This is a genomic window from Treponema sp., from assembly GCF_017430385.1.
Taxonomy (GTDB): Bacteria; Spirochaetota; Spirochaetia; order Treponematales; family Treponemataceae; genus Treponema_D.
This window is the reverse complement of the sequence record NZ_JAFRNB010000018.1, coordinates 1-5,206: the sequence shown is the minus strand read 5'-3', so window position 1 is coordinate 5,206 and position 5,206 is coordinate 1. Positions and strand designations below refer to the sequence as shown.

The 5,206-nt window shown below is 42.0% G+C and carries 3 protein-coding genes; all 3 read left to right on the top strand.

Annotated elements, in window-relative coordinates; translation table 11 throughout:
* Positions 1-520: 520 nt before the first annotated feature.
* Complete coding sequence (locus tag IJJ71_RS01260; RefSeq protein ID WP_296844847.1) at positions 521-3,040, top strand: hypothetical protein; 2,520 nt, start codon at positions 521-523, stop codon at positions 3,038-3,040.
* Positions 3,041-3,132: 92 nt separating this feature from the next.
* Positions 3,133-3,501 carry a hypothetical protein gene (locus IJJ71_RS01255; RefSeq protein ID WP_296844846.1) on the top strand — a complete coding sequence of 123 codons (369 nt, stop codon included), beginning with the start codon at positions 3,133-3,135 and terminating at the stop codon, positions 3,499-3,501.
* 463 nt (positions 3,502-3,964) lie between these two features.
* Entirely contained in the window at positions 3,965-5,083 is a 1,119-nt protein-coding gene (locus tag IJJ71_RS01250; protein WP_296844845.1) for an RNA-binding domain-containing protein, read from the top strand.
* Positions 5,084-5,206 lie beyond the last annotated feature (123 nt).

Here is a 5,206-nt window from a genome sequence, read left to right as displayed (position 1 = left end):
GCTCTTACACGCAAGTTCCCTGAAAGAGCCAAAGTCTTGTTTGACAAGAACGAACAGGCTGCTAAGGACAGGTTCGTACACTTGCAGAAGCTGGTTGAGTTGTATAAATAAGCAACTAAATTGTCGGGCGGCGGTAGTTGCCCGATGATGACAGAAAAAGCGAACGCCCCTTGTGAGGAAGATTCCTTGCGAGGGGCGATTTTTTTTGTCATATACAAATCCCAAAATTCGTGCTATACTATACCTATGCAATGCGAAATTGAAAAAAAATTGCATTTTTTCTCAAATCCTCTTGACATGACGAAAACCGCCCATATAATTTCGCAGATTCGCAGATTCGCAGATTCGCAGATTCGCAGATTCGCAGATTCGCAGAACTCTGCCCAAAACAGCTTAACACAATAAATCCACAGATATATTCCATTTTCTCACAAAACAGCCCTCAAGCTCGCAGTATGTACGCCCGCACATTCTTGCAAGCAGAGGGCTTTTTGCATATAAAAATCACAAGGAGGAAAATATGAAACGAATTTTGAAGGCAGCTGCGGCTCTTGCCGTACTGGTCATGGGTGCGTCATCTGCATTTGCGGACGAGGCACAGTACAAGAAGTTGCTCGCAGAGGCAAAAGGCTACGAGGCAAAGAAACAGTACGCTTCCGCACTTGGTGCATACTGGGACGCGGTGGCGGCAGAGCCGACAGAAAAGGCTAAGGAAGCTTATGATGCTTTCGTCAAGTTGGAAGCGGTCATAAAAGACGGAAAGCCAGGCTACGGCGAATTTGATGAGTTCAGTCTTTATGACGACTGGGTAATTTTGCTCAAGGACTGCGAGCGGTATTTTACAGAAAATCCTGCGCACTGCTTTTTACTGAGCGCACCACAAAAAGGCGACATCGACCGCGCGACCCGCACCGCCACCTATACGGTTACGGTAACGAGCGGTTTTTCGGAAAAAGCCGTGCGTATTCTGAACGACTTGCAGGTCGGTATGAAAAAATCACGCAAAAAAGACTGGACTGAGATTTCAGAGGACTGGCCGTTTGTTTCAGTGTATGCGAATTCATTTAAGGAAGGCTCATATCTTAAGAACGGCGTTGCTCTGTTCTATCAGGACGGAGACAAAATAAAAATTTCCGGAACAAACAATGTGATGGGTGGCAAGAGGATTGTCGCGGCAGCATTTGCCAATTCTGCATGGGTTTTAAGCGATTCCGATGTTTCGGTCAAAGAAGTGGCGAAAGATTTAGGGCGCTCCGACCGTTATATGACGCGTAACGAACGTAGAGCGGAAAATCTAGGACTTGAGGTGTTTGGCTCGATGATGGCAGGGATGGCGCAGACGATGAGTAATTTCTCGCTCTATGACATAACGCTTGCCATTGTGGACGAAAACGGAAAGGAACTTGCGAAAGGTGCCCGTATGTTTTTGGACAACAACAAAAAAGCATATTCTTTCAGCGGCATAAATCAGGACACGATGAAGCTGATTGACGGCGGAAAGGCGAAGGTCGTTCCCGTTCTCCTTGCGCTCGAATACGGAAAGCCCGAGAAAAACGGCATAACAAGAGACCGCACATGGCTGAAGCCCTTGCCTGAAATCAAGTATGATGTAAAACAGGCTGTTTGGAGTCAGGAAAGCAATGTAAACGTTATCTCAAAATTTGAAAAAGATGCACAGCAGGCAGCAGAACATGCAAAATTGGCAGGAGCCTTGAATGATTTCACAAATGATTTTGTAAAGATTGAAAAAGGTACGTTTGCAGATACAAACAGCTTTTATGATTCTCATGCTTGGGGAAATAGAGACTTCAAGCGTGATGTAATCCTTTCAAGCTTCTTTATTTCAAAGAATCCAATTTCTAAGGAAGTATATGAAAGCATTACGGGAATAAAACGAGAGCACAGAAATAGTCATAATGATAGGATTAATATAGCTTGCATGAGCTGGTACGAGGCAGTGCAGTTGTGCAATAGACTCAGCATTATGAGTGGACTTCCCCCTTGCTACGCAATTAACGGTAATATCGATGTTGATACTTGGGAAAAAGAGCCAGAAAGACATAATGTTGCATTCTGGAATTCAATTACCTGCGACTTTAATGCAGATGGCTATCGATTGCCTACTTTTGCAGAATTAAAGTGCTTGGCTCAAGCGAAAGACATTTTTAGTGTCAATTTATCGAATGAAATTTCTGGTTATCTGTGTTGGGATAGACGATCTAATCTTGAGTTGGAAAAAGCGACTGAAACTGTTGTAGACCCAATAACAAATCAGACAGATACCTCAGAGCGTGAAGTTTGGCTTTCTTTGTTGCGCAATAATGATGGGACTCCAGCCAACTCAGGAACTGAAGTTGACAGCAATTGCTGGTCTGTTTATTTTGTTCGTTCGGTTCCTGCTGAACGCATAACAGAAGAGCAAAAGGCAGAGATTTTCGCAAATATTGCAAAAGCAAAACAGGAAGCAGAGGACAAGGAAAAAGCAGAGGCTCTTGCGGCACAAAAACAAAAGGCGGTTGCCTACGCCAATGATCTTGTTACTTACAAAAAAACAATGGTTGCAAAAACTGTTGTTCCGCAGGAAGTTTTTGAATTTATCATGGGATATAACCCAAGCGAAAAGAAAGGTGAACGCTATGCTGCTACTAATGTCAACTTTTATGAGATTATGGTGTTCTGTAATAAGATGAGCGAACTTGCGGGGCTTACTCCTGTGTATGCGATAAAAGATACCACTGACACAAATTCATGGGGCAAGATTCCTACGTCTAGCAACGCTGATTGGGATAAATACAAATTCGACAAAAAAGCAAACGGATTCAAGCTGTCAGAAATCGCAGTTAGAAGCGATAGAAGTTATATAGACGAAGTTGACAGGACGGAATTGATAAATAATGTTGGAGTTCGCCGAGCCCCAACTGATGAAGAAGCAATTATGAAGAAAGAAATATCATATATTACTTCGCAAAACATTCCGGAAAGAATAGGCAATGGAACAAAATCTGGAAAGTATTCTTTCCGCATAATGCGAAATAAGTAAACGTAACATAGCACGGGTACAATACGTACACCGTGCTTGCATCCGTGCCACACAGTGTGGAAGCAAGCATTATTTATGCGAGGACATACAAAATGGGACAAAATGTTATGAAATCAGTAATAGGCAAGGAACTTTCCAAGATGCTGAATATTGATAATTTGGAAAAAGAAATCGCATATGACAAAGTGACGAATCTTGACGACATTTACTTTTCTGCAAATGAAGGCGCTCATCTACATTTATCCAAATTAAGAAATGTACAACCTGATGAATATGGTGTATTGAAACTTGATTTTTATGACTCACAGGATTCTGCCCCTAAAGACAAAATCTTTTCTTGTTGTTTGAAGGGGCTTATAGGCGGTATGAGCAAAAAGCAGGCAAAATTCAATCAAGCTCAAAATGATATACAAGCCTTTTTTAATGCAGCTGACAAATTGATTCAAGAATATTTTGACTGACAATATCAGGTAGTCGTCCCTACGAAACTGTCATTGTCTGTAAAACCGTATCAGCGTATGTTGGTACGGCTTTTGTTTGTAACCAATGCGTTTACCCTATATTAGCCCATTTGACAAATCAGAGAAATGTGTTATATTGATTACAGGTAGCCCAACAGAATGCGCTTAAATGGGCTTCGCACTTGTTGCGGACTAACGGACGGCGCCCGTTTCTATCTGTGATGACCGCAGTTTGTCGACTGAAAACGCCCCTTGTGAGGAAATTTCCTTGCGAGGGGCGTTTTTTCTGAAAGATTTTTGAATTTGTGGTATGATTATTGCATTGATTTCAATTTTATGAACTTCCTTTAAATCATTTAGAAGATATTATTACCTAATAAGGAATATGAATTAGAAATCCGCAAGTATAATTATAAAAGTCTTGGCGGTATTATTTCTATTGTTATCGAAAAGGAGATTCTTCATGCATAACATATCCGACACCATCACAAACCTAATCTCTCTCCCACACGAATACGAGTGGCTCGACTTTAAGGAAAATTGGTTTTCCAAAGACGGAATAGGCGAGTATATTTCCGCAATTTCTAACGGTGCTGCTCTTAGCGGTCGCGAGTTCGGTTATATCATTTGGGGTGTAAACGATAAGACTCATGAAATCATAAGAACAAAGGTCAATTTTGACAAGGATATCGATAACGAGCCGTATAAGCATTATCTAGTCAGGAATCTAAAGCCGAGCATTGCGTTTGAAGTCGATGAAACTGAAATTGATGGTAAAAGGCTTGTTCTTCTGACAGTTCCAGTGGCAAAATCAGTTCCCACAAAATTCTTGGAACAGACTTTTATCCGAATCGGATCCAGCAAGGAAAAACTTTCCAAGTTTCCCGAATGGGAAATCAGGCTTCTGAATGTGCTTTCAAACGGAATTCCGACAATCGTAAACACTGCCGCCCCCGACTATGCACAGGATTTGACTTTTGAGAAACTATTTTTGTACTACGGTGCAAAGGGAATTGCGCTCAGACAGGAAACTTTCAAAAAGACTCTGAAATTGCAGACTGCTGACGGTCGCTACAACATTATGGCGTTGTTGCTTTCGGATTCGAACGATATTCCAATCCGTGTTTCTGTTTTCAGCGGAAAGACTAAGGCGGATACTCTCTTTTCTGTAAAAGAATACGGCAACTCTTGTATTCTGTATGCGATGGATAAGATTCTTGACTATGGTGATGCAATTAACATCATTCAGGCGGACGAGCGCGGGCGGATTTCTGAGCGCAAGGATATTCCGCTTTTTGATTACGAGGCTTTTCACGAGGCACTTCTGAATGCATTCGTTCACAACAAGTGGCTTGCACTTAATGCCCCGATGATTAGCGTTTTCACCGACAGAATCGAAATTCTCTCGCACGGCGGGCTTGGCATTGAACAGGATTTGGAAGGCTTTTATAGCGGTGTGAGCATTCCTGTGAACGAAGTTCTTGCTTCAATTTTCTTGCAGCTCCGTTTAAGCGAGCGTTCTGGTCGTGGTGTACCGAAGATTGTCGGTGCGTATGGGCGAGAATCAGGGCATCCGCATTAAAATAACTTAATGACTCTATCCAGATAATCTTCGCATTTATCGCAAATGTGCTGCTTTTGAGAAATTGTAATGTTTTTGGATTTTATGACATCCGAAAAATCTGCTTGCTTCAGAAGATTCATT

Coding starts and splice junctions, on each gene's coding strand:
- IJJ71_RS01250 (WP_296844845.1), top strand. CDS start 3,965: ATGCATAACATATCCGACACCATCACAAACCTAATCTCTCTCCCACAC.
- IJJ71_RS01260 (WP_296844847.1), top strand. CDS start 521: ATGAAACGAATTTTGAAGGCAGCTGCGGCTCTTGCCGTACTGGTCATG.
- IJJ71_RS01255 (WP_296844846.1), top strand. CDS start 3,133: ATGGGACAAAATGTTATGAAATCAGTAATAGGCAAGGAACTTTCCAAG.